The organism is Francisella sp. 19X1-34 (assembly GCF_041102755.1).
In the GTDB taxonomy this organism is placed as follows: Bacteria; Pseudomonadota; Gammaproteobacteria; order Francisellales; family Francisellaceae; genus Francisella.
Map to the genome: position 1 here is coordinate 17,103 of NZ_JBGCTX010000012.1, position 23,168 is coordinate 40,270.

Consider the following 23,168-nt stretch of genomic DNA (forward strand, 5'->3'; position numbering starts at 1 on the left):
CTATAATATCGATGAATATTATAAAACTTAAAATCTTTTAACTGATAGCTGAATATGGATCGTACAATAAAGTCTCAAATAGTCTTATTATATTGCTGCCAACTTATAGTTATTGTAGCAATGGAAATGTGTAATCCATTTCTACCAATCTATTTGCACTCTCTTAACAACTACGGCTTGTTACATGCAGGTACTTGGAGTGTTCTTGCATATACTTTGCCCCTAGTATCAGCAATAATATTTTCACCAATTTGGGGTAAATATGCCGATAAGTTTGGCTATAAAACTATGATTCTCAGAGCTGCTGCTGCTTTAGCATTTATCCAGATTTTAATCTATGCTACTGATAATATACTCATATTTACAACTCTTAGATTTATTCAAGGGGCTATTGCAGGGTATTTACTAGCCTCTCAAAGCTATGCTGTAATTATCGTATCAAAAGAGTATCGTAGTAGAGTGCTAGCTTGGTTGCAGTCCTCTACAGCTGTAGGTATAGCACTAGGGCCACTATTAGGTGGGTTTTTAGCAAGTATTTTTAACTACAATAATGTGTTTTTAATTAGTTCTTTAATGGCTAGTTTTACATTCTTATTATTACTTTTTAAGCTCAAGAAAATCACCCCTACTTACTTACCTAAAGATAAACATAAACAAAACACTCACTCTCAAAAACAAAATACTAAGCTAGGTTACCTTTACTTTGGTATAATTTTTTTGAGTATATTTTTATTCCAAACTGCAAAATTTCTACCACTTTCATTCTTTGCTACTTATGCTAAAGATTACTTTAGTGCAAACCCTATACTTATAGGTGCAATATATTCAGCACCTGCTTTTAGTTTACTATTTATATCTGCACCATTGGGTCATTTTTTTGATAAATTACTAAAGAAAAATAATCAAAAGTACTATCTTGCTAGTGGCTATTTTATAGTTATATTTGTTCTAGCCACAATAGCGATCTTCGTTCATACTACGACGCATAATATCTATGAAATAATAATAGCTAGACTTATATTAGGCGTAGCATTCGCTGGTACCTTACCTTGCTTATTTAGTCTCGCTTGTAGAATTAAAGATAATAGTTTTGGCTATATTATAGGATATTGTAACTCTCTTTCTAAGTTTGGTAGTCTTACAGGTATCTTTGCAGGGGGAGTAATATTTCAATTATCTAATCTACAAACTGCTTTTTACATTGCGAGCTTCTTATATTTTAGTTTAGTAGTTGTACAGGCATGTTTGTTTTGTGTATTTACCCCCGTGTCAACTACTAGTCAAAAACAAGGGTTTAGCAAGGTTTAAATCACTATAGATTATATGTTATAGCTGTTGTTGTAATAGTTGTAATTGGGATTTTACCTGGCAAGCTCACGTTAGTACCATTTATCTGAAACTGTAACTGAAGACTTAAGTTTTTATATATACTAGCAGACAATATAGCATTACTTTGATAAATAAATACATTAGGGTTAACTTTATTATTATTTTGATATGAGTAGTTAGCTATAAACTCTTCTTTAAAGCTAGATTTCTTTGTAAAGTTCCAAACATATTGCAAGCCAGACTGCGCTCCAAACCCATTGGTAAACTCCCCAGTGCTGTTAAGTTGGTTTTGGGTTAAGCTAGGGCCTGCTGTTAGATTCAATGACATGTCATCATTTTTATATAAAACTCTCTTATATCCTGCAGACTCCATAAAGACATAATTAAATACATCTAACTCATCACGTAGTACATTTAAGTTACCATACACGCCATTTCTTTTATCATAATCCCACGAGCTCTTAGCACTTAACTGCGCCCTATTTACCCTTACTCCTGATTTATCAGAAACATTATCATCATGGCTATACAAATAGTTAAATAGTAAATTATTTTGCCACTGTTCTGATGGATTATAGTTAATATTTATTCCAACATTTAGATTTGTAGTAGCGCTATTACCTGTAACAATACTTCCACCTAAGCCTATAGATGTACCTTTCCAAGGACTAGTGTCTTTCTTATCGTCTTTCTTAGTATCTTTTAGGATTTCTTGATTAGGTTTAGACGCTGCTTCTTTCTTTTTAGTGTTATCTTTTAGAGTGGTTTGAGTGGCCTTTTTAGACTCTGCTTTTTCTTCTACATTAGCTTTTGTTGTAGGAGTAACTTTATCTTGTTCTTTTTTAGCAGTTTCATCTGATTGCTCTGCTAACTTTTTATATTTTTCAGCAAGCTTTTTATACTCTAAATACTTCTGCATAGCCTCTTGTTTGGTAATCGCTTCTAATGGCGTAGAAAAACATAAAAATGCAAAAAGCATTATAATGAATTTCTTAAAATTACCACCTTGCATTGAGTACCCATTTCAAAGATAAAAATATCATTCATAGTAGAGTAACATATTTTATAAAAACGCCAATATATTTGAGATCTAGCAAATTAAATAATAATTTAACAATTTTGAGAAGGTAGGTTACTAACATGTCTGTTTAGACAGCACTATGTGCTGTCACTACAATAAACCTATTAATTTTTGTGCACATTAGCGATTAATCGCCTCAAAAGCAAATGATTAGAAAATAAAAGTAATATGTCATTCCGTCAGGCTTAAGCACGGAATCTAGTAAATAGATTGTTAATAAGCTATTTGATTAAGTATTACTTTTAAACATCTCGGATATTTTAGACTACAATAGCTTAATGCTAGGCAGTTTTGCATACCGGTTCCTGAGCGAAGTCGAAGGCTGCAATGAAAAAATATGTCGCTAAAACTTACATAGTAAGTAGCGACATATTTTAAAAACTACTTTTGGCACTAGATATTTGAAATCGACTATGAGTGCAAATGGATTTGAATAGAATTTAATCAATAACATACAAAATATTATCTAATGTTAAGTTAAACTCTCCATTACTAGTAATTTCCTTTAAAACTTTACTTAGAGCATCAGTCCCAAAATATTTTTTAATAATATATGCTGATAAATATATTGCCGACAGACACCCTCCGCATGAAACTATATTGCTATTTATCGATATAGGCTTATTTACAACCTCATAACCTTTGCTTCTTAATTTTTCTGCTGTTTTAATATCTGTAGAAACAGCTAAATCTTTTAAAAGACCTAACTTCTCTAAGAACAATGCCCCTGAACATTGAGAGCATATTAGTTGATTATTAAAAGATATACTTTTCTTTAGTTTAGAAATTATTTGTTCATTCTCTACTAATTTATTAGTATTACTAGAACTTCCAAATATAATGACATCATCATTAATAATTTCAGAAATATTTCTATCAGCTGTTATTTTTAGCCCATTCATTGATGTAATGTTATTAGAATCACTCACTATACAGACATTAACAAATGGATAGTACTTCTTTAACCTTGATAGGATATGAAAAGAGATAAGAGAATCAATCTCATTAAACTTATCAAAAGTACATATAGATATATTCATATATTAATACTATTTTAGGCTATCAAAACTCATGATTAAACTCTAAGCACTGTCCTCTTTCATCACTCACAACTTTACCTTTATGGTACTTCACTACTCCATTAATAATAGTTGTCTGAACTTTTGATTGGAAAGTAACATTATTAAATGGAGTCCAACCACACTTATAGTGACAACACTCATCTGTCACAGTATGCGGATCGTTAAGATCTACAAGTACTAAATCAGCATGGTAACCCTCACGAATAAAGCCACGATCTTTTACTTTATAAACTATAGCTGGAGCATGAGCTGTCTTTTGTACTACTTGCTCTAAAGTTAAGAAACCTTTGTGATAATGCTCTAGAACTGAGATAAGAGCCTGCTCAACAAGTGGTAGGCCAGCTGGCGCTTTAAAGTAAGTACCTTGCTTTTCTTCCCAAGTATGTGGTGCGTGATCTGTTGCGATCACATCAATAGTATCATTAGCTACACATTCTAGAAGTTTTAAACGATCACTTTCTTCTTTAACTGCTGGATTACACTTAATACGCGCACCTTTATCAGCATAATCTTTACGTGAAAAGAATAAATGATGAGCACAAACCTCTGCTGTGATACGCTTTTCTTCAAGAGGAATAGTATTATCAAAATGTACCATCTCTTCGGCTGTAGTTAGATGTAGCACATGCAATCTTGAGTTATATTTCTTTGCTAAGCCTACTGCAAGCTCAGATGATTTAAAACAAGCCTCACGTGAGCGAATCTCTGGATGTAAATCCATTGGCACATCTTCACCATATTTTTCACGTGCTTTGTTTTCAAGTTCTGTAATCATTGGCGTATCTTCGCAATGCGTCACAATAAGTAGTGGACTATCTTTGAAGAAACCTTCTAAAGTCTCAGGATTGTTTACCAGCATATTACCAGTTGAAGCGCCCATAAAGATTTTGATAGCACAGGCATCATTTGGCTTCAGACGTTTTAACTCATCAACATTATCATTTGTTGCACCTAGATAGAAAGCATAGTTTGCATGTGATCTAGCTGCAGCACGTTCTTTTTTCTCATCTAAACGCTCAACTACTGTAGTAGCTGGATTTACATTTGGCATCTCCATATATGATGTGATACCTCCCATTACAGCAGCACGAGATTCTGACTCTATGTCACCCTTATGCATTAGACCAGGCTCTCTAAAATGTACCTGATCATCAATCATTCCTGGTAGTAGATGAAGACCTCTAGCATCAATAGTTTTATCTGCTACTTTATCTATATTTGCAGCAATTTGAGCTATCTTGCCATTCTCAACTAAGACATCCGACTTAAACGTTTTCCCCTCATTTACAACTGTAGCATTTTTGATAAGTAAACTTTGATTAGACATTTTTTTCTCCTTTTACAATCTACGAAAATTATAATAAACCATATTTAAAATCACCAGGTTTAAAACTAATATTTGCTCTATATCCATGTTAACATGTCTAGTTAGCTAATAATTTCAAATCATAAGCAAATGGATAAAATAGATACTAATAACAACCTGTACTGGCTAGATAGATGGCAAAAAAATGATGTCGAAAACTTCTGTCAAGAATCTCCAAATGAGTTCTTAGTTAAGCATTTTTCTAAGCTTAAAATAACTAGCTCATCAACTTGTTTAATGCCAATGTGTGGTAAAAGTATAGATATCTTATTTTTCCTCTCAAAAGGGATTAAAGTAATAGGTGTTGAACTATCAGAAAAAGCGGTTCTTTCTTTTTTTACTGAAAATCACATCAAATATGAAGTTGTAGAAGAAAAAGACTATAAATGTTATAAAGGTGATAATGTTGTAATATATGTATCTGATATTTTCAACTTACCTAAGATAGCTAAAAACTTACCTAGTTTTGATATTTGGTATGATAGAGGTGCTTATATTGCCTTACCTCCTAAATTAAGAGGAAAATATGCAAAGATGATGCAAGAGACATGCTCAGATAAAGCACAAATATTACTCCTAGTAATGGAGCATGATAAAGAAGCTCAAACACCTCCATTTAGCGTTTCTCAAGATGAGTTAGGTAAAAACTTTTCTCCAAAGATAAACTTTGGTTTAATTGATAGTCAGTCAAGAGATACTATTCCTGATTATAGAAAAAACGAGGGAATGACTTTTCAATATTATAAAGCTTATATAAGAAAGTAAGGCTTATAGTATAAAAGCAAGCTCTTATCCTACAAGACCACTGAGCGGAGTCGAAGTGTGACCATAGGATCTATATATTTAAGCTAAAGTTTTAAATAGATTCTACGATCAAGTCGTAGAATGACACATATTTATCAAATTAGTTATATTTTTCGAACTTCTTATTGATATTCTGCATATACTCTTCTAATGCTACTAAAGTACAGCTATCATCTTTATTCATAATTGGTAATTTAACGTATTTGCCATCATATCTAAGCTTAACTGTATAGTTCTTACCATCTTTGTATAGTTCAAACTGTAAATTACTTGCATAGCCTGGAGCTTGTGCTAAAGGTACTCCTAAAGTTCCCATAATCTCAAGTAGTGTTAGATCATGACCTGAGTAGTAAGTCATCTTATATTTAGATTTACCAGTTGCTGCTCTATCTAGATCACTGATTATTCTATTAGTAATCTTACCACCCATAATATAAGAAACTTTTTGTGACTTAAACTGTTGCGCTAAGCCCCAACTTGTTAAAGCAATTATTTTATTAGCATCTTTTTGAGATAGACCTTTTGGTAGAGGTTTATCATGGGCCTTAGCAACAATCAAAACATCACCTATTACTAATATATCATCTAGGCCAGATATTTTATTGCCTAATATTTTTTGCCATTTTGCAAAATCAGGTGCGACTTCTTTAGTCTTTGCTTGCCATGCTGGTGAATTATAAACATACTTTTTCAGCACTGCTAAATACTTTGGATAAGGGAATTGAAGAAGCTTTGAATCAGCTGTTAAAGTCATTATAGGTACTAGCTGAACTCTATCTTTGATAGCTGCTTTGCCATTACCTAAAACTGGACCTGTCCCTGGAGGATAAAGGCCCATTAATAAGCTTTGTGCACTTTCAACCGTTCTATTTGTATGACTTGATAGTACAGAAATGCTTTGATTTTGATAATTTTTTGGCAAAAGCTTAAATTGCTCAACGTATCTCTTTCTTAACTGTTGACCTAAGTTATATTCTTGATTCATCCCTATTGGTGTAAGCTCTGATAAAGAAGTTCCCCAATCATAGTTGGCGTTTTTGATATTCGCAAAAGGAGCTCTATCTCCATGACGAGTCACCAACGATACAAAAACTAATTTACCTTGAGAATATGCTACAGGGATTAATAGCACGAATAACGTAACTGCTGTGACAATCTTTTTCATTTGTTTTATTACCTATCATTTTAATTTGCATAATATTAGCATTTTTAAAATCTAAAGTCAGAGCCAACTTAGATAAATCCCTGAAAGCACTGAAAATAAAAGGTTTTGCTGAATAATTTCGCATAACTTTTACAGCACAAAACTTAAGAGGTAAAAATCAATTCTAATATAAAAATAGCTTTAAAACTACCCTAAAAACTAATTTATGCAAAAGTTAAAAAAACACTCTTTACATCTAGTAATCGAATGCCTAGAATACTTTCAATTTGTCTATTAACTTTATAAGAAGTAAATGATAAAAAAATTTTTCAGACACTTTTTTTCTTTAATTCTCACTCATCACAGTAAGGTTGTTTTATGATATTAGCTAATGATATGACTAATGCGATATTGGTATTCCCAGATGGTACTTATTATCTAGGAAGATCAATAGGTGTTCGTGGTTGGACTGACGGCGAAATTTGTTTTAACACGTCGATGACAGGCTACCAAGAGACTCTAACAGATCCATCATATGCAGGACAGATTATCACATTTACCTTCCCTCATATAGGTAATGTTGGGATAAATAATGAAGATAACGAATCACTAGGCGTATTTGCGAAGGGGTTAATTGTTAGAGAAAACCTAACTAGTCCTTCAAACTTTAGATCAAAAAAGCATATTGATACATGGCTTAAAAATAGAAACATCGTTGGCATATGTGGTGTTGATACTCGTGCAATCGTACGTAAAGTACGTAAAGAAGGTGCTGTAAGGGTTGCGATACTATCTGTAAAACCAGGTGAGTTTCTTGATGCTAATTATGTCAGATCAAGAATTAAAAATAAATCAAACCTAAGTGGTAGAGACTTAGCAATAAGTGTCACAACAAATAGAGAGTATGATTGGAATGAGCATACTTTTTCACTAGGACAAAGAGTTTATAAACATCAAGAAAACTACAAATACAATGTCGTAGTTATCGATTATGGCGTTAAATACAATATCCTAAGAAACCTTGTAGATGCTGGATTTAAAGTAACAGTAGTACCTGCTGATAGTACTTATGAGGATATTATAAAACATAATCCTGATGGAGTATTTTTATCAAATGGTCCTGGGGATCCATTTGCTACTTCTGACTATACTATGCCTGTTATCAAAAGACTTCTTGAAAGTAAGATGCCAATATTTGGTATCTGCCTAGGTAACCAGCTACTGGCTCTAGCAGCAGGCCTAAAGACTAAAAAAATGCACAAAGGTCATCGTGGTGTCAACCAACCTGTGTTAGATGCAAATACCAAAAGAGTTCTTATCACAAGCCAAAACCATGGTTTCGTCGTGTGTGATGATACGGCTCCAGATAATATCCAAATTCACATGAGTTCACTATTTGATGGTACTGTTGAGGGTATCAGATTTACAGACAGACCGGCTTTTGCAGTGCAATATCACCCAGAAAGCTCACCAGGACCTCATGACTGTAAGTATTTATTTAATGAATTCGCTGAAATGATAGCAGAAAGTAAGAAAGGGAATTAGTAAGATGCCAAAGAGAACAGATATAAAAAGTATTTTGGTTTTAGGTGCTGGACCAATTGTTATTGGTCAGGCCTGTGAATTTGACTACTCAGGAACTCAAGCATGTAAGGTTTTAAAGGAAGATGGCTATACAGTATTTCTAGTCAATTCAAATCCTGCAACAATTATGACTGACCCAACAACTGCTGATAAAATTTTTATCGAACCAATTACAGCAGAGAGTGTTGGCAAAATTATAGCTAGAGAAAAACCTGACGCTATCTTACCTACAGTTGGCGGTCAAACAGCTCTTAACTGTGCTCTAGCATTAGATGCAGAAGGTACTTTAGAAAAATACAATGTCGAAATGCTTGGTGCAAAGGCTGACTCTATTGATAAAGCAGAAAATAGAGAAAGGTTTAACAAAGCAATGGCAAAAATTGGTCTAGAAGTTCCTAGAAATGTTGTGGTACAAACTATGGAGCAGGCTTATGATGCTTTAGAAGATATTGGCTTACCTGCAATTATTAGACCATCATTTACTCTTGGTGGTAGTGGTGGCGGTATCGCTAATACCAAACAAGAGTTTGAGAGTATCGTTAAAAATGGTTTAAGTCTATCGCCAACTAATGAAGTACTAATTGATGAATCTATCTTAGGTTGGAAAGAATACGAAATGGAAGTAATCCGCGATAAAGCTGATAACTCAATCATTGTATGTTCAATAGAGAATATTGACCCTATGGGAATCCATACTGGTGATAGTATCACGGTAGCACCAGCTTTGACTTTGACAGATAAAGAATATCAAATAATGCGTGATGCTTCGATTGCTGTACTTAGAGAGATTGGGGTTGAGACTGGTGGTTCAAATGTTCAGTTTGCTGTAAACCCTAAAGATGGTAAGTTAGTAGTTATTGAGATGAACCCAAGAGTATCTAGATCATCAGCACTAGCATCAAAAGCTACAGGTTATCCTATCGCAAAAGTAGCTGCTAGACTGGCAGTTGGCTATACTCTTGATGAGATTGATAATGACATTACAAAGGTTACACCAGCTTCATTTGAGCCTACTATTGATTATATAGTTACAAAGATCCCACGCTTTACATTTGAGAAATTCCCAACTACTAAAGCAAACTTATCTTCACAAATGAAATCTGTTGGTGAAGCTATGGCAATAGGTAGATCATTCTCTGAAAGCTTACAAAAAGCTCTAGTTTCACTTGAGACAGGTCTAACAGGTTTAGATCAAGTTGAAATCCCGGGATATGATGAAGAGAAGTCTTTCTATCAAAACAAGGCAGTAATTCTAGAGTCATTAAAAGAGCTATCTCCTATGCGTATCTTAAGAGTTGCTCAAGCGCTTAGATATGGTATCAGTGAAAAAGATATCCATGATGCTTGTAAGATAGACCCATGGTTTATCGAGCAGATTACTAATATAGTTGCTGCAGAAGAAACTCTTAAAAAATCTGGCTTACCAAATAGTAAAGAAGAGTTTTCATACTATAAAAACATTGGTTTCTCAGATGCTAAAATTGCAGAGCTTGTTGGCAGGACGGAGAGATATATTAGAAACTTTAGATTTGGTAAAGAGATCTACCCTACTTTTAAACGTGTAGATACTTGTGCTGCTGAATTTGAATCAAAATCTTCTTATTTATACTCAACTTATGAGCATTACTGCTACGAAGAGATTGTCCGCGATTGTGAGTCTGATATATCAGATAACAAAAAAGTCATAATCCTAGGCGGTGGCCCAAACCGTATTGGTCAAGGTATTGAGTTTGATTATGCTTGTGTTCATGCAGCAAAATCACTTAAAGAAGAAGGCATCGAAACAATCATGATCAACTGTAACCCTGAGACAGTCTCTACAGATTATGATACTTCTGATAAGTTATACTTTGAGCCTCTATGCGCTGAGAACGTTTTAAACATCATCAAAAATGAAATGCGCAAAGGCGAAGTACTTGGGGTGATCGTACAATTCGGAGGTCAAACCCCACTAAAACTAGTATCCGCCCTTCATGAGAATAATATCCCTATATTAGGTACAGACCCTGATAAAATCGATCTAGCAGAAGATAGAGAGAGATTTAAAGAACTACTAGATAATGTTGGACTAAAACAGCCTCTAAACACTATCGCATACACCATTAATGAGCTAAAGAAAAATATTAGCAAAGTTGGTTACCCTGTAGTTGTTAGACCATCTAATGTACTAGGTGGTAGAGCTATGGAAATAGTTCACTCTCAAGAGGAGCTAAACTCTTATATTGAAACAAATGCTAAGTGTATTCTTGAAGGGCCAATCCTGATTGATAAGTTCCTTGAGAATGCTATTGAGCTAGATGTTGATGCACTTGCTGATGGTGGTGATCGCGTATTTGTAGCAGGTATTATGGAGCATATTGAAGAAGCAGGTATCCACTCAGGAGATTCTGCTTGCTCTATACCTACTAGATCACTTAGTGATGATCAAATTGAAGAAGTCAAACAAGCAACTATCAAATTAGCTAGAGAACTAGATGTAACTGGTCTTATGAATGTTCAATTTGCTTATCAAAATGGTGAACTTTTTGTGATTGAGGTAAACCCTAGAGCTTCAAGAACAGTGCCATTTGTTGCAAAAGCTACAGGTAATAGTATTGCTAATATAGCTACTAAACTTATGATTGGTAAAAAACTCTCTGATTTTATACTAAATAACCCAATACCGAGACATTTCTCCGTAAAAGAAGCAGTATTCCCATTTGGTAGATTTGAAGATGTAGATTGTTACTTAGGCCCTGAAATGAAATCTACTGGTGAAGCAATGGGTATAGATAGAACTTTTGGTGTAGCATTCTACAAAGCTCAAGAAATGGCTTTTAATAAGCTTCCTCTAAAAGGAAATATCCTAATATCTGTAAGTGATGCTGATAAGCCTAGGATAGTTGAACCTGTTAAAGAGCTTATTGGATTAGGCTTTAATATCTTTGCTACAAAAGGTACTGAACGCTTCCTAAGCGAAAATGGTATTGAATGTAAATTCTTTGATAAGGCTTCTGATAATATTGGCAATGATCAAGTACATAGTACGATCAATGCTATCGAAGACGGCGAGATTGACCTACTTGTTAACACTTCAGTTAGACAAGAGTTAAATATCAGTTTAGCTCTAAGAAGATCTGCTATTATGAGTAGAGTTCCTTATGTAACAACAGCTGGTGCTTTTGAAGCTTTTGCAGCTGCAGCAAAAGATATGAAAGCTATTGATAACTCCTTTAGTGTTAAAACTGTAAAAGAGTGGATTAATAGTTAGACTAAAATACCCCGTCAGTCTACGACTATCACTCCTTCGTACCATGTGTGGGTGAAGACATTACTTAATAATAGATTCTACGGTCAAGCCGTAGAATGACAGCATTCTGGGAGGATTTAAAGTGCTATCATTTAAAAAGCTTCTGCGCGGTGATCAAATTAATAAAAATGACCTATCAAACCTTTTTCACCAGGCTGATATCTATAAAGATAAATTAGCTAAATCAGAGCCTATAAAAGATCTAGAAAATAAAATTTTAGCATCTTTATTTTTTGAGCCAAGTACTAGAACTAGATTCTCATTTGAGTCAGCCATGAATAGACTTGGAGGAAAAGTTATCTCACTAGAAAATGGCTCCTCAAGCTCTACGCAAAAAGGTGAAACTCTTGATGATACCGGTCGAATGATGGATCAATACGCAGATATTATAGTTATGCGTCATCCTAAACCTCACAGTGTTGAAGAGTTTTCTAGATATGTAGAGTCACCCGTTATAAATGCTGGTGATGGTGATAATGAACACCCTACTCAATCTCTGGTTGATTTATACACTATTTACTCCGAGAAAGGCTCTCTTGATAATCTAAAAATAGGTTTTATTGGCGATCTAAAGTATGGTCGTACTGTTCATTCATTAACAAATATTCTAGCTAAATATAACGCTTCATTTAAGTTTATATCATCAAAAGAGTTACAAATCCCTGAAAAACTTAGAAGTTTTGTTAAAGAGAATGGCAACTCTTTTAATGAACTAGAAGAAGTAAGCTCTGAAGCTTTGAAGGATTTAGATGTACTTTATGTAACTAGAGTCCAAAGAGAAAGATTCCCTAATGAAGAAAGCTATCTAAAGAATAAAGATCTTTGCTATCTTGATAGAAAGCATATCTCAACTGAAAGTGATTTTATAATTCTTCACCCTCTACCAAGAGTTGATGAAATGGACAGATCTATAGATGAACTTAGTTGTGCTAAATATTTTGAGCAGGTTAGATATAGTATACCTATTAGAATGTCATTACTTTTTTGCCTATTAAAATCTCAAACATAATTCTTTAATTTTTTCATCTATCTTTTGACAAAAACCTGACTTTACATTAAAGTCTATTAATTATTTTTCAATAATTAGATAAGTTTATATAACTTTTACCTTAAATTTAGTATGAAAAGAAATGAAGACTTAATGTGGTCATTGAGCTTGTTTGGTACAGCTATCGGTGCAGGTGTATTATTTTTACCTATCCAAACAGGTATCTCAGGAGTAGTTCCGGTTTGTATTGTTTTACTCGTTATATTTCCTATGGTTTTTTTATCTCACAGAGCTCTATGCAGGTTTGTAATATCAAACCCAAACACAAGCTCTGATATCACAGTTGTGGCTGATGATTATTTTGGTAAGATTGGTGGTATACTTTTCAATATTTTATATCTATTTGCAATACTGCCTATATTACTTGTTTATAGTGTTGGTATTACAAATACACTTGCAAATTTTTGCTCACACCAAATACACTGCGAAGTTCCAAACAGACTTCTTCTGAGCTTCTTAACTATTGCAGCTCTTATGTTTATCATTAATTTTGGTCAGAAGCTTATTATAAGGGTTATGAGCTTTTTGGTTTTTCCATTTATCATTGCCTTAGTAGCCTTATCTATATGGATGATACGCTATTGGAACCTTTCTATACTTTATACTAGTTTTGAGCATAACCACTCATTCTCAGGAGTTATATTAGCTATTTGGATAATTATGCCTGTGCTTATTTTTTCTTTTAATCACTCGCCTATTATTTCTTCATTAGCTGTTTATACAAAGAGAAAATATAAGCAAGATGCTGATGATAAAGCTTCTAGAATTATTGCTTTTAGTAATATTTTAATGATTGTCACAGTAGTAATATTTGTCTTTAGTTCAATGCTAACACTAAGACCTGACGATCTAGCATTAGCAAAACAACAAAATGTTTCTATCCTTTCATTTTTAGCAGACCATTTTAATAATCCTTTATTAAAATACATAGCTCCTTTAATAGCTCTAATTGCTATGAGTAAATCATTTTTTGGTCACTACTTAGGCTCAAAAGAAGGTATAGATGGTATCGTTTGTAAAATAACAAAAAATAGAATAAAGGAAGAAAACATAAAACCTATAACTCTTACCGTTGTATTCTTATTATGTTGGCTTGTTGCGTATTTAAACCCTAATATTTTAGATATGATCTCAAGTATTGGTGGTCTAGTACTAGCTGTTATATTATTTATTATGCCTATATATAGTATTTATAAAATCAAATACCTAAAGACTTACAAAAATCTACTAGCTGATATTTTCATCCTTGCTGTAGGAGTTATAGCGCTTTCTTCAGCTATCTACGTTTTATTCTAATCATATAAATTTGACATTTAGCCAAATAAGAGATAAATTGTATCCACCCTAATGGGGGCGAATATGGTTTCGACATGAATGTCAAAATCTAAGGTGCATGCCGAGGAAGTACCGTAACCTCGTTAATAACAGTACAAATGCCGATAATAACTGGCAATAAAAAAGCAAACCGCGTAGCGGCTAACGACAGCAACTTTGCTGCTGTTGCTAAAGCTGCCTAGTCTAGCTTAAGAACCTAGATGCGCACGGATATGATAGCCTTTCTTATGACGCTATCTTTACATCCGTTCATATTCCGCATAAGACGGTCTTTGCTTTTTGTCTGGGAGTTAAGGCTGTATTTAACAGACTCGCTAACTATTACCCTGGCTAATTGGGGAATAGCTAAGCTAAACTCAAATAGATTAGCCTAAGCATGTAGAGCCAAGGACGGAGAGTTTGTGGACGCGGGTTCAAATCCCGCCGCCTCCACCAGTATATAGTTTCCTGGATGTTAAAGAAGATTTCTCAATCTCACACATAGCCGCATAACTATTTTATACCCACAAGGGAGAACCATGCTTAGATTTATCCTTACATGTTTTGCAATATCAGGGATATTTACTTTAGATATATATTTACCAGGAATTCCTGGACAAATTAAATCACTAAATGTTAGTAGTACAGCAATTAGCTGGACTTTTACGATATTTTCGATCACTTTTGCTATTTCACAATTAATCGTAAGGCCTTTATCTGATAAGTATGGAAGAAAACCAATTTTAATTATTGGATTATTTCTAGCTACTATATCAACGTTTTTATGTGGGTTAGCAGATGGCTTTGGGGAACTTATTGCTTTCAGAATATTACAGGCAGTTGGAGCTTCATGTTTTGTAGTTATGCATGCTATTATTAGGGATCTACATGATGGTCCTATAGCTACAAGGCTAAGAGGTTATTTAACTATGATTGCTGGAGTTACAATATCAGTAGCTCCATCTCTAGGATCTTTTCTTGTGTATATTTCCGGTTGGCGTGGAACATTTATTTTAAGCTCAGCGGTATTTCTTTTAAATTTAAAGATACTCTTACTATAAAATATTTTAACCCCAATAACTAAACTAATAAGAGATAATACACATAATATACTTAGCATAAAACTAATAGATGGGCTCATACTAGATGCTATAATACTTACTAGAAAAAGACCTCCCATCTGCGTAGCACCAAAAAAAGCACTCGCAACGCCTTTTATATTTTCAAAGAGACTTAATGCATTAGCTGCTGAGATTGGCATAACCACACCACTTGCTAAGAAAAATATTACAAGTATAAATATAAAATTTACTAAATTAATCAAACATAATAAATTTAAAATGACTAATACCAAAGATGAGCCAAACATAATAAATAGGTTTGATAAAATAACTTTCTCTCGTGTCATATATTTAAGTAATATCATTGAAGATAAAAAACGTGCAACAACCATCATAGTCATTAATGATGTTGAAATTATTCCAAAATCTACCGCAGTTAAATGATAATTATTAATTAATACAAATGAACCAATCACATCAAAGCAAACACCTCCTGAAAAACCTGCAATAATGAAAATCATATAGGCCCAAAACATTTTATTTCTAGCTACAGTTAAGTAGTTATTAACTAAATGCTTAATATCCATTGCATTTGGATTCTTATCTTTATTAGTTTCAGGTAGTAAAAATATTACTGCAACAAATAAAATTATAGAAAAAACAAACATAAAAATAAAACTACTTTGCCAACCAAAGTGTAACTGCAAAAAACCTCCAAAAAGAGGTGATATAGCAGGAGCTATAGCAAAGAATATACTCATCCAAGCTATTGCTTTTAAAAAGTGCTCTTTTTTAAAAGAATCTTGAATAAGAGTCCTTGCTAAAGTAATTAAAGCTCCTGCACCAAGCCCCTGTATAGCCCTAGCTAAAATTAAAAAAACAATAGATTGTGAAAAAATACATAGTACTGACCCAAGTGCAAATATCACTCCTCCAGATAATATAAATGGTTTTCTACCATATTTATCAGATGCTGGACCATATATAAGCTGTGATAAAGACATTGTAATAAAAAAACTAGATACAGTCATTCTAGCTAATGACGAATTGGTATCAAAATAATTCGTTATTGCAGGTAAAGATGGTGTAAACATCATTGCCCCAAAAAAATAACCACAACCTAAAGTTAATGCAAAGATAGTTAACATTACAGCACCTATAGGTTTTTTCTAACTAATTTCATAAGAAGAACCTTTCGAAATGAATTTATTGAACATTTGATCAACAATAATATAATATTTTGATCGATCGTTCAATAGAAAAAGATATGAATTTTCTGATATACTTTTTATAGCTAGAAATAAAAACTTAAATTTATGGAACCCAAAGCTAAAAAAAACAATACTCTAAAAAAGATTATTAAATCTGCTAAGCATCTATTTCTTGAAAATGGTTTCAATGGTACATCTATTAGAGATATAGCTAAAAAAGCTAATGTTCAAAGTTCTCTAATTTATCATTACTTCTCAAATAAAGTTGAGTTATGGAAAACAGTTAAAGAATCTTTAATAAACCCAGAAAACTTCTCTTCTATAAATGACTGTATCAAACAAGATACTTTTGAAAGCTTTGTAGAAAAACTAGTCGAAGCCAGGTTTAATATCCATGCAAGTAATCCAGAGATGCTAAAAATTTTAGATTGGCAACGCTTAGAAAAAAACTCTTCACTATCTGGTATTAAAAACCAACAAAATCTTACCTCTTTAGACCAGCTAGAGGAAAAAGTTAGATTTTTTCAAGAAACTGGACAATTGCCAAAAAAATTATCTGCTAAATACATTATTTTATTTATTTCAGCAGCAACAATTGCCCCATTTACTCTTTCATATGAGCTTGATAAAAATACCTTAGAAAAAAATGACTTTATTAAGACAACTACAGATTTACTATTAAAAGCTTTTAAAGAGTAGTTTATATTACATTAGGAAATATTAAAAACTAAGAATATACTCTGCTTCCTTGGATAATTATATAAAAGATGACAATACAAAAAATACATCAGATACTGGTGATCATACTCAAGATAAAAGTTTTGTAAGCATTTTTACTGTTAATAACCAATAACACAAAAACTATACCTTTACTGCTCTTAATACTACTTTATATTCAGAAGCTTTATATATAGAGTCAAAAATCTCTTCTGATGTTATATCTGCTCGAATCTTTACTATAAAACATAAGTCTCTAGCTCTTTTATTAAACTTATGTAGAATACTAACTCTACTATTAACTTCTAATAGTCTTATTTCATAACCTAATTTAAGCTCTAAATCCTGCCAAAGATCTTTAACTGATTTTTTTATATTATCGTTATAGATTTTGTTAATAACATGACTAAGATTAACTTCTTGTATTAAAGAGTCTCCATATTCTGCTTTATAATGAGTTTTTATTATTGATAATAATCTCTTTACTTTATTATTTTCTTGAATCACACAATATCTACGCATAAGTAACTCCTCTGTTATAAATTACTTTTTTAAACTTAGAAAATAAATTTAATCAAAGAACTTCTCAGATAGCTTAAATTTACTTTCTCCACTTTTTGGTGCCTTATTATTTCACTTTATGTTTAAAATATATCACATTTTTTATTAAAGTGAAGATAAATTGCACTTTTTTATTATTGGATTATTGATTGCTTCAAATAATAGTCATATAATTGTATAAAATCTAAAATCCGTTATTGTTTATGTTTAAGTATTCGAAAGATCTAAAACCAACCCTAAAAAAAATAGGCATGAAGCAAAAAGAATTAGCTGAAATCCTAGGTAAAAGTGAAAGAACTATTAAACATTGGGTAGCTGGCGTTAATTCCCCTGCATATGATACGCATTTAGAAGTAATGAAGATATTAGGTATAGATGAATCAGATATGAGTAATATGTCTATTAGAGTACCTGTATTATCATATGTCCAAGCTGGTGAATTTACTGATTCATCTTATGAAATAGATCCGATAAGATACATCAACTTACCTGTAAATATGATACCTAAAAATGGCTTTTTACTAGAAGTTAAAGGTAATAGTATGCACTATGACTATAATGATAAGCAAATACTGGATAAAAAATATGCTAAATACTCCTTAGATGAAGGAGAAACTATCGTTGTAGATCCTAATGATATAAATATTATGAGTCTAGTTGGAAAAGTTGTCGTAGCTAAAAACTCAGATGGTGCTACAGTTAAGCTTGTATATATAGAAGACGGAAAACTATGTTTGATGCCTCTTAATTCAGGTTTTCAAAATAATGATGAAATAAAACAACCTTCCGAAGCTGAAATTATTGGTAGAGTTGTTAATGTATTTAGAAATTTCTAACTTTTAAATATTCCTTGCTAAAACAATTAAAGTTAAACCTAAAATATAGGTTATAAACATCAATACTATTAGTTTATTTGTCCCTTTTGGAGCTTTGGCAAACTCTTTCCAAATAAACACCCCCCAGAATGCTGCTATCATAGTTGCTCCTTGTCCTAAACCATAAGATATAGAAGGTCCAGCAATACCAGAAGCTATAAAGTTCAAACAAGAACCTATACCCCAAATTACTCCTCCTAAAATACCTATGATATGCAACCAAGGAGTTCCTTGTGAAAAGTAATCTTTAAACTTAAGCTTCTTACCAGAGATAGGAAATTTAATCATCCAGCCATTGATAACAAAGTTTGATATAAAGATTCCTAATGCAAATATAAAACTAGCTGTATAAGGTGTCATTAAACCTGCTTGAGGAGTTACAAAATCACTAGATATTGACTTTATTACTAATGGATAGAAAAAGCCCATCAAAATACCTGATATTATAGAAACTATAAATCCTTTTAGCATATTTTTGTTTTTATTATCAGAGATACGCTTATATATAATTGCATCTATAATAATTGCGGCAAGTACACTTAAGACACCTAAAAATAACACTACAGGTTGACCTAAGGGAGTTGCTATATAGTTTGTAATAACACCTATAACCAAAGCTAAACCTATAGCTAATGGAAAAGCCACAGACATTCCTGCTATATCAATAGCTGCAACAAGAAGTATATTAGCTAAATTAAAAACAACACCTCCCATAAATGCATAGAAAAAGCTCTTTGGCGATGCTTGAGATATATCACTAAAGAAAGATCTACCTTCTGAACCAAAACTTCCCATTGTTATAGCTAATATAAAAGAAATTATCAAAATTCCTAACGCATAATCCCAGTAATACTGTTGAAAAGGCCATTCTTTTGTCGAAAGTTTTTGTGTATTTGCCCAAGATCCCCAACATAGCATAGTGACTATACAAAAAAATACTGCAACACCATATGAGTGTAATACGACCATCTTAAATCTCCATTTATTATATATTTTCTTCTAAATAAGTATTTAACTTTTCTAAAGTTGGTGCCGAGTTTTCTGCTCCTGCTACAGTTACAGCTAAGGCTGAAGCTATATTTGCTATTTCTATAGACTTTTCTATAGAAAAACCTTTATCTAAACAAAATGCTAAGACACCATTAAAAGTATCTCCTGCTGCAGTTGTATCAACTACATCAACTTTCTTAGTAGCAAAAAGCTTTTGCTCTTGTGCATTCTTAGATAGTAAAGCACCTTTCTCACCTAATGTTACTATCACAAATTTTACACCTTTTTTGTGTAGTTCTTTTGCCGCTTGTTTAGCCGTTTCGACATCTTTAACTTCTATCCCCGATAGAATAGAAGCCTCAGTCTCATTGGGAGTTAGGATATCTACCTTTTGTAATAGATCCTCTGGTAACTCTCTTGCTGGAGCTGGATTTAATATAAACGTTTGCTTGCTTGTTAATTTATCAGCTAAGTATTGAATCGTTTTTAATGGTGTTTCTAACTGTGTTAAAACTATTTTCGAAGACTGTATATTTTGTAAGTATTTATCAATAGTTTTTTCATCTAATTTAGCATTAGCTCCCATTACCACATTAATGATATTCTGTCCTTGTTTATCGACAGAAATAAAAGCTAATCCTGTATTACTATTAGGATCTTGGTTTATAGTTGATGTATCAAAACCAACACTTTTATAAAACTCTAAAAGCCTATCACCAAAGCTATCTGTGCCAATATTGGTTATAAAATTTACATTTTTACCAAGCCTTCTTGCTGCTACAGCTTGATTTGCACCTTTACCACCACAAAACTCTTCATAATCCTGACTTATAATTGTTTGACCTTTTTGTGCAAGCTCATCAACCTTTACAACAAGATCTCTATTTGCACTTCCTACTATAGATATAGACATGTTTTTAAATTATTTTTGCTAATTAATTTATTATAAACTTTTAATTAAAAATTATTCTATAAATAGACTATAAAATTCATTTTTTTTCTTATTAAAATGCTAAACTGAGAATACATATAATTTTTTATATGACATAATCATAAGGAGCATTTATGAAAAAAATACCTTTAAGATTAACCATTGCAATATCAGCAATATTATTAGCATCCTGTGGATCAAACCATAAAAATGAAACTTCAATAAATTCAAAAAACTTACAGAATAATTACCCCCAACCAGAAAGCCAAGATCAGATAAAACAACCAGAACTAGCTTCTGTTCAGAGTTCTCCAAATATAGTAGAGACTAAAACTACTTCTTCTGATGCATACCCTCTAAAGATAATAAATAACTCTAACATCTCAGAAGATACATATATAACAGTTGTCGATGGTACGAATATATATAAGGTTGCAGATGATGGAACCCTAACAAAAGGCTCTCTACTAAGTAAAGCTTACTTTCAAGATTATGGAAAAGATATAGGTCATAGTGGTAGCTTTACTGTAAAGATTCCAAAACCTTTTATTTCCGGACGGATTTATATTTCTATTGGACATCCTTTAGGTGGCGTTGCAACAAATGCTCCTTTTTATAGTAAATCCTCTAGCGATAGTAATTACTACATGTCTCAAGTTGTTTATGATAAATTTGAGCTTACTTACAATTCTAGCGGTGTACTATATATAGATCCTACAAGTGTAGACTTCTTTAGCATACCTTTAACTATGCAAAATCCTTCACCAATAAAGCCTACAGGTCTAAAAGAATCTGGATATCCTTTAGGAATGAGCCGTAAAGAAATTATAACTCAAGCAACTACAAACTTTACAGCCGGAGTTTCTTCAGGAAGTGTGGCTACTTGGAAAAGCTTAATATTTAACAACTCTGGATCTACAATACGTATTATTAGTCCTTCAGGAATAGCTACTTCTACCGGGGCTGACAACTCTCTTGGATCCATAAAGAATATGGCTAATAAACCACCTGCCACAGGATCTAGTTATTTATTAAATCCAATAACTACGCCTAGTGGATCTTCTTTTTATATTAAAAACCTAATCAGCTACTATGAAGGAACTAAACATCAATTAGCTTTTGACGTAAGCCAACTGTATAGTGCTAAATATCCTCAAACAGATATTTTTGAAAATGCAGTATATTTTGCTGACGGTATCTCAAGTAATAGTAAATGTAGTCAACAAATAACGAGTTATGACGGACAAGGTAAACCAATATACGGAGATTATGCGAATAGTAGTAGTTGTTGGAAGTTTATACCAAAAGTTTGTACTAATATAAATGATCTAACTACATGTAAAGCTCCTACAAAAGGCGATCAAGCTAAATTACAAGATGAATACATACCTATGGATTACGTTAGTTCATTTGACTTCTTTAGTCCCGGACAATGGCCTTTTGATAATAATAATATATTACCAAAAGTATATAAAACTACTGATGATATCCAAAATAACCATCCAGCTAAAGGTCTAATAGCAGAAGGTTTATCAGCTCTTTTCTCTGCTGGCTTACTACCTGTATCAAACTCAAATATAGAAAATACTGCTATAAGCAAATCATCTTTAAACCAGCTTGTTGATGCTAATAAGGATATTCTGTATAAAGCTAACTCTGCTAATGGTCAATTAAAAAATAAAGGACCTTGGTTTAGCCAATACTCTAAAGTAATACATTCAATTTGCTATGATAGTGCTACAAAATCATCTTGTACAGCATCAACAACAGCTGCTAATAAAAAATATCCTATAGTATATACCTTTGCTTTTGATGATTTCTTAGCTCAAGATGGTACTCTCACTAACAATACTCTAGCTAGTGGTAGCACAATCTCTGTAACTATTAATGATATGCAAGGGTATCCTAAAACAAATCCTGGGAAACCGCCTAAGCCTAACATAAGTGTAGATACTCCAACCGTTATTTCTGGCTCATTAGATACTTGTAAAACAATTCCTACAGATCCAGCTAAAGTAACAAATTGTAAATTAACTGCAACATTTACAACAAAAAATACACCAACTGAAATCAAAGGCTATAAAGTTAGTGTTTCTCCAATATCAGCAATAGATAATGGATCTCATTGCCAGTACTTGAAAACAAATGATGGTAACAAATGGTATGGATGTGGAGCTGTAGCTGCAAGTGATATAACAAATTCAACTGTAACAAAGGTATCAGGTCCTACAACAGCTGGCGTTTATACATATAAAGTTACATCTGAAGTTCCTAGAGCTACTTTTGAACAAGTAGTTACAGGAGCTGTATGGCAACACTGTACTGACTCAACATCAAAAAACGGGTTTAACTACTATGTTAGTGTCTCAGATGGCAAACAAACGATAGGAGCATTATCTCCAAGCTCTTCAACTTATCATGATATACCTGGATGTGCTAGTCCAGATTAAGTATTATATTTCTTACTCCATATACTCTAAAAAAATTATTTTTTCAGTAAATTTAAACCCTGTTAATTAATATACTTTAACTACATCATAAGCTTAATAATTACTAAATAAAAATATTGATAAGCTCTCAATATTGATAAATAATGATTTTATATTTAGTTAAAAGAAGTATGTAAAGTAAATGTCTGATAATAATAAATATCTTGAATATACCAAAGCTGCAAATATCAGTATGCCAAAAATATTAGCTCAATATCTAGGTTCTGTGCACAAAAAATATAAATTAGATTGAAAATAGCTAAACCGTTGTTATTTAAAAGTTGAAAGACAG

17 protein-coding genes, 1 other RNA gene and 1 pseudogene are annotated in these 23,168 nt (G+C 32.5%); 11 read left to right on the forward strand and 8 right to left on the reverse strand.

The annotated features are described in order from the left end of the window. Positions 1-54 precede the first annotated feature (54 nt). The gene (gene fslB, locus AB8E56_RS03175) at positions 55-1,308 is read left to right on the forward strand and encodes a rhizoferrin export MFS transporter FslB (RefSeq protein WP_329477887.1); all 1,254 of its coding nucleotides are present in this window, start codon (positions 55-57) and stop codon (positions 1,306-1,308) included. A 4-nt stretch (positions 1,309-1,312) separates the two neighbouring features. Here fslB and AB8E56_RS03180 read toward each other — a convergent pair whose 3' ends face one another. The 3 genes from AB8E56_RS03180 to AB8E56_RS03190 all read right to left on the reverse strand — a co-directional run bounded on the left by AB8E56_RS03180 (position 1,313) and on the right by AB8E56_RS03190 (position 4,819). Then, the gene (locus tag AB8E56_RS03180; RefSeq protein WP_329477889.1) at positions 1,313-2,341 is read right to left on the reverse strand and encodes a DUF481 domain-containing protein; all 1,029 of its coding nucleotides are present in this window, start codon (positions 2,339-2,341) and stop codon (positions 1,313-1,315) included. 509 nt (positions 2,342-2,850) lie between these two features. Beyond that, entirely contained in the window at positions 2,851-3,450 is a 600-nt protein-coding gene (locus AB8E56_RS03185; protein WP_329477891.1) for a DJ-1/PfpI family protein, read from the reverse strand. Between the two features lie 22 nt (positions 3,451-3,472). After that, positions 3,473-4,819: a dihydroorotase gene (locus AB8E56_RS03190; RefSeq protein WP_329477893.1), complete on the reverse strand. Its 1,347-nt coding sequence runs from the start codon at positions 4,817-4,819 to the stop codon at positions 3,473-3,475. Positions 4,820-4,948: 129 nt separating this feature from the next. Here AB8E56_RS03190 and AB8E56_RS03195 point away from each other — a divergent pair, with 129 nt between their 5' ends. Then, positions 4,949-5,623 (forward strand): thiopurine S-methyltransferase, encoded by a 675-nt coding sequence (locus AB8E56_RS03195; RefSeq protein WP_329477895.1) that lies wholly within the window; start codon positions 4,949-4,951, stop codon positions 5,621-5,623. 139 nt (positions 5,624-5,762) lie between these two features. On the opposite strand, the gene AB8E56_RS03200 is transcribed toward AB8E56_RS03195, so the two are convergent. Then, on the reverse strand, positions 5,763-6,827 hold the full coding sequence (locus AB8E56_RS03200) for a histidine phosphatase family protein (RefSeq protein WP_329477897.1): 1,065 nt from the start codon (positions 6,825-6,827) through the stop codon (positions 5,763-5,765). Between the two features lie 357 nt (positions 6,828-7,184). Between AB8E56_RS03200 and carA the strand changes: the two genes are divergently transcribed. From carA to AB8E56_RS03230, 6 genes are all read left to right on the forward strand, one after another. After that, positions 7,185-8,351, forward strand: a complete 1,167-nt coding sequence (gene carA, locus AB8E56_RS03205) for a glutamine-hydrolyzing carbamoyl-phosphate synthase small subunit (RefSeq protein WP_329477899.1) — start codon at positions 7,185-7,187, stop codon at positions 8,349-8,351. Positions 8,352-8,355: 4 nt separating this feature from the next. Further along, on the forward strand, positions 8,356-11,640 hold the full coding sequence (gene carB, locus AB8E56_RS03210) for a carbamoyl-phosphate synthase large subunit (protein ID WP_329477901.1): 3,285 nt from the start codon (positions 8,356-8,358) through the stop codon (positions 11,638-11,640). 121 nt (positions 11,641-11,761) lie between these two features. Continuing rightward, positions 11,762-12,688 carry an aspartate carbamoyltransferase gene (pyrB, locus tag AB8E56_RS03215; RefSeq protein WP_329477903.1) on the forward strand — a complete coding sequence of 309 codons (927 nt, stop codon included), beginning with the start codon at positions 11,762-11,764 and terminating at the stop codon, positions 12,686-12,688. Positions 12,689-12,799: 111 nt separating this feature from the next. Beyond that, positions 12,800-14,023: an aromatic amino acid transport family protein gene (locus AB8E56_RS03220; RefSeq protein WP_329477905.1), complete on the forward strand. Its 1,224-nt coding sequence runs from the start codon at positions 12,800-12,802 to the stop codon at positions 14,021-14,023. A gap of 53 nt (positions 14,024-14,076) precedes the next feature. Further along, positions 14,077-14,497, forward strand: a transfer-messenger RNA (tmRNA) gene (ssrA, locus tag AB8E56_RS03225). An 83-nt stretch (positions 14,498-14,580) separates the two neighbouring features. Continuing rightward, positions 14,581-15,102, forward strand: a complete 522-nt coding sequence (locus AB8E56_RS03230; protein ID WP_329477907.1) for an MFS transporter — start codon at positions 14,581-14,583, stop codon at positions 15,100-15,102. A gap of 20 nt (positions 15,103-15,122) precedes the next feature. On the opposite strand, the pseudogene AB8E56_RS03235 reads toward AB8E56_RS03230, so the two are convergent. Beyond that, positions 15,123-16,250: pseudogene (locus AB8E56_RS03235) on the reverse strand (Bcr/CflA family efflux MFS transporter); the annotation flags it as partial. Positions 16,251-16,418: 168 nt separating this feature from the next. Between AB8E56_RS03235 and AB8E56_RS03240 the strand changes: the two are divergent. Further along, positions 16,419-17,012: a TetR family transcriptional regulator gene (locus AB8E56_RS03240; RefSeq protein ID WP_329477909.1), complete on the forward strand. Its 594-nt coding sequence runs from the start codon at positions 16,419-16,421 to the stop codon at positions 17,010-17,012. A gap of 162 nt (positions 17,013-17,174) precedes the next feature. Here AB8E56_RS03240 and AB8E56_RS03245 read toward each other — a convergent pair whose 3' ends face one another. Then, on the reverse strand, positions 17,175-17,552 hold the full coding sequence (locus AB8E56_RS03245) for a normocyte binding protein 2b (protein WP_329477911.1): 378 nt from the start codon (positions 17,550-17,552) through the stop codon (positions 17,175-17,177). A 242-nt stretch (positions 17,553-17,794) separates the two neighbouring features. On the opposite strand from AB8E56_RS03245, the gene AB8E56_RS03250 reads away from it, so the two are divergent. Then, positions 17,795-18,427: a S24 family peptidase gene (locus AB8E56_RS03250; protein WP_329477913.1), complete on the forward strand. Its 633-nt coding sequence runs from the start codon at positions 17,795-17,797 to the stop codon at positions 18,425-18,427. A gap of 3 nt (positions 18,428-18,430) precedes the next feature. On the opposite strand, the gene AB8E56_RS03255 is transcribed toward AB8E56_RS03250, so the two are convergent. Together AB8E56_RS03255 and rbsK are read right to left on the reverse strand one after the other, a co-directional pair. Continuing rightward, positions 18,431-19,435: a GRP family sugar transporter gene (locus AB8E56_RS03255; RefSeq protein WP_329477916.1), complete on the reverse strand. Its 1,005-nt coding sequence runs from the start codon at positions 19,433-19,435 to the stop codon at positions 18,431-18,433. 16 nt (positions 19,436-19,451) lie between these two features. After that, positions 19,452-20,369, reverse strand: coding sequence for a ribokinase (gene rbsK, locus AB8E56_RS03260; protein WP_329477918.1), 918 nt, complete (start codon positions 20,367-20,369; stop codon positions 19,452-19,454). 152 nt (positions 20,370-20,521) lie between these two features. On the opposite strand from rbsK, the gene AB8E56_RS03265 reads away from it, so the two are divergent. After that, the gene (locus AB8E56_RS03265) at positions 20,522-22,837 is read left to right on the forward strand and encodes a beta-1,3-glucanase family protein (protein WP_329477920.1); all 2,316 of its coding nucleotides are present in this window, start codon (positions 20,522-20,524) and stop codon (positions 22,835-22,837) included. Positions 22,838-23,168 lie beyond the last annotated feature (331 nt).

What these genes read in the sequence shown, in the direction of transcription:
- fslB (WP_329477887.1), top strand. Translation starts at nt 55, where the DNA reads ATGGATCGTACAATAAAGTCTCAAATAGTCTTATTATATTGCTGCCAA.
- AB8E56_RS03230 (WP_329477907.1), top strand. Translation starts at nt 14,581, where the DNA reads ATGCTTAGATTTATCCTTACATGTTTTGCAATATCAGGGATATTTACT.
- AB8E56_RS03195 (WP_329477895.1), top strand. Translation starts at nt 4,949, where the DNA reads ATGGATAAAATAGATACTAATAACAACCTGTACTGGCTAGATAGATGG.
- AB8E56_RS03240 (WP_329477909.1), top strand. Translation starts at nt 16,419, where the DNA reads ATGGAACCCAAAGCTAAAAAAAACAATACTCTAAAAAAGATTATTAAA.
- AB8E56_RS03220 (WP_329477905.1), top strand. Translation starts at nt 12,800, where the DNA reads ATGAAAAGAAATGAAGACTTAATGTGGTCATTGAGCTTGTTTGGTACA.
- AB8E56_RS03185 (WP_329477891.1), bottom strand. Translation starts at nt 3,450, where the DNA reads ATGAATATATCTATATGTACTTTTGATAAGTTTAATGAGATTGATTCT.
- carA (WP_329477899.1), top strand. Translation starts at nt 7,185, where the DNA reads ATGATATTAGCTAATGATATGACTAATGCGATATTGGTATTCCCAGAT.
- AB8E56_RS03250 (WP_329477913.1), top strand. Translation starts at nt 17,795, where the DNA reads ATGTTTAAGTATTCGAAAGATCTAAAACCAACCCTAAAAAAAATAGGC.
- rbsK (WP_329477918.1), bottom strand. Translation starts at nt 20,369, where the DNA reads ATGTCTATATCTATAGTAGGAAGTGCAAATAGAGATCTTGTTGTAAAG.
- AB8E56_RS03245 (WP_329477911.1), bottom strand. Translation starts at nt 17,552, where the DNA reads ATGCGTAGATATTGTGTGATTCAAGAAAATAATAAAGTAAAGAGATTA.
- AB8E56_RS03255 (WP_329477916.1), bottom strand. Translation starts at nt 19,435, where the DNA reads ATGGTCGTATTACACTCATATGGTGTTGCAGTATTTTTTTGTATAGTC.
- AB8E56_RS03200 (WP_329477897.1), bottom strand. Translation starts at nt 6,827, where the DNA reads ATGAAAAAGATTGTCACAGCAGTTACGTTATTCGTGCTATTAATCCCT.
- AB8E56_RS03190 (WP_329477893.1), bottom strand. Translation starts at nt 4,819, where the DNA reads ATGTCTAATCAAAGTTTACTTATCAAAAATGCTACAGTTGTAAATGAG.
- AB8E56_RS03180 (WP_329477889.1), bottom strand. Translation starts at nt 2,341, where the DNA reads ATGCAAGGTGGTAATTTTAAGAAATTCATTATAATGCTTTTTGCATTT.
- carB (WP_329477901.1), top strand. Translation starts at nt 8,356, where the DNA reads ATGCCAAAGAGAACAGATATAAAAAGTATTTTGGTTTTAGGTGCTGGA.
- AB8E56_RS03265 (WP_329477920.1), top strand. Translation starts at nt 20,522, where the DNA reads ATGAAAAAAATACCTTTAAGATTAACCATTGCAATATCAGCAATATTA.